This is a genomic window from Arthrobacter sp. Bi26, from assembly GCF_918697925.1.
GTDB lineage: Bacteria > Actinomycetota > Actinomycetes > Actinomycetales > Micrococcaceae > Arthrobacter.
On record NZ_CAKKMF010000198.1, the window covers coordinates 1 to 1,757 of the forward strand.

A 1,757-nucleotide genomic window follows, 5' to 3' on the forward strand; every position below is an offset into this window, starting at 1 on the left:
GGTTAGAAGAGGCCGACGGGGTTGCCGGCGTCGTCCACGTCCATCCGCATCGCTGCGGGAACCTTGGGCAGGCCGGGCATGGTCATGACCGCGCCGGTGAGGGCCACGATAAAGCCCGCGCCGGTCTTGGGGATCAGGTCCCGGACGTGGATGGTGAAGCCCTTGGGGGCGCCGAGCCGGGCGGCGTCGTCGCTGAAGGAGTACTGGGTCTTCGCCATGCACACGGGCATCCCGGACCAGCCGTTCTTCTCGATCTCCGCCAGCCGTTTGAGCGCGGGCACCGAGAAGTCCACGCCGTCGGCGCCGTAGACCTCCTGCACGATGGTCCGGATCTTGTCCTCGACGGACATGTCCAGCGGGTACAGGTGCCGGAAGCTGTGCGGGGTGTCGATCGCGGCCGCAACCTTCGCCGCGAGCTCGTCCCCGCCGTCGCCGCCACCGCCGCGGCCCCAGACATCGGCCACCGCAGCCTGGACACCCTCCGCGGCGCACCACTGAAGCAGCCAGTCCAGCTCCTCGGCGGTGTCCGTGGCGAATTTGTTGACCGCCACAACCGGGATGATGCCGAACTTCTCGACGTTGCGGATGTGACGCTGGAGATTGGCGACGCCGGCGGCCAGCGCCCCCACGTTGGGCTCCGTGAGCCGGTCTTTCGGTACGCAGCCGTGCATCTTGAGCGCCCGGACGGTGGCCACGAGGACGACGGCGGACGGGGCGACGTCGGCCATCCGCGACTTGATGTCCATGTACTTTTCGGCGCCGAGGTCCGCGCCGAAGCCGGCCTCGGTGACCACGATGTCCGCGAGGCTGCGGGCCGTCTGCGTGGCGATCAGGGAGTTGCAGCCGTGGGCGATGTTGGCGAAGGGCCCGCCGTGCACCAGCGCCGGGGTGCCGGCGATGGTCTGTACGAGATTCGGCTTGATCGCGTCTTTGAGCAGCATGGTCAGGGCGCCCTGGACGCCGAGGTCGGCCACCGTGACGGGCTGCCGGTCGTAGGTGTAGCCGAACGTGATCCGGCCCAGCCGTTCGCGCAAATCGTTCAGGTCCGTGGCGAGGCAGAACACGGCCATGATCTCCGATGCCACGGTGATGTCGAAGCCGTCCTGCCGCGGCGTGCCCTGGGCCGGCCCGCCCAGGCCAATCACCACCTCCCGGAGGGACCGGTCGTTCATGTCCAGGACCCGTTTAAACGTCATCCGGCGCGGATCGATGTTGAGCTCGTTGCCTTGGAAGATGTGGTTGTCCACAAGGGCCATGAGGGCGTTGTTCGCCGAGGTGATGGCGTGGAAGTCGCCGGTGAAGTGCAGGTTGATCTGGTCCATCGGCAGCACCTGGGAGTAGCCGCCGCCGGTGGCGCCGCCCTTCATGCCCAGGATGGGGCCGAGCGAGGGTTCGCGCAGCGCGATCATCACGCGGTGCCCGGCACGGGCCAGGGAATCAGCGAGCCCCACCGTGGTGGTGGACTTGCCCTCGCCCGCGGGGGTGGGCGACATCGCGGAGACCAGCACCACCTTGCCGGGGGCCCGCATGGGGGCGCCCGCCGGAACGGTCAGCTTCGCCGGATCGATCTTGGCCTTGTAGCGTCCGTACAGTTCCAGCGCGTCCGGGTTGATGCCGGCGGCCGCCGCAATCTCCCCGATCGGCTTCATGACTGCCCGCTGGGCAATCTCCAGGTCGCTGGGTGCGTTGTTCCCGGCAGTGGTGGTCTCAGACATCGTTGTCCTTCGGCTCGTGGCGTCGGCGGGTTGGTCCCGGCC

The 1,757-nt window shown here is 68.5% G+C and carries 1 protein-coding gene; it reads right to left on the minus strand.

Annotation, left to right across the window (positions count from 1 at the left end):
* Positions 1–2: 2 nt before the first annotated feature.
* Positions 3–1,715, minus strand: coding sequence for a formate--tetrahydrofolate ligase (locus tag LQV16_RS23410; protein WP_229996217.1), 1,713 nt, complete (start codon positions 1,713–1,715; stop codon positions 3–5).
* Positions 1,716–1,757: the final 42 nt, after the last annotated feature.

Excerpts from the sequence above, each read along its gene's own strand:
- LQV16_RS23410 (WP_229996217.1), bottom strand. The coding sequence starts at position 1,715 with ATGTCTGAGACCACCACTGCCGGGAACAACGCACCCAGCGACCTGGAG.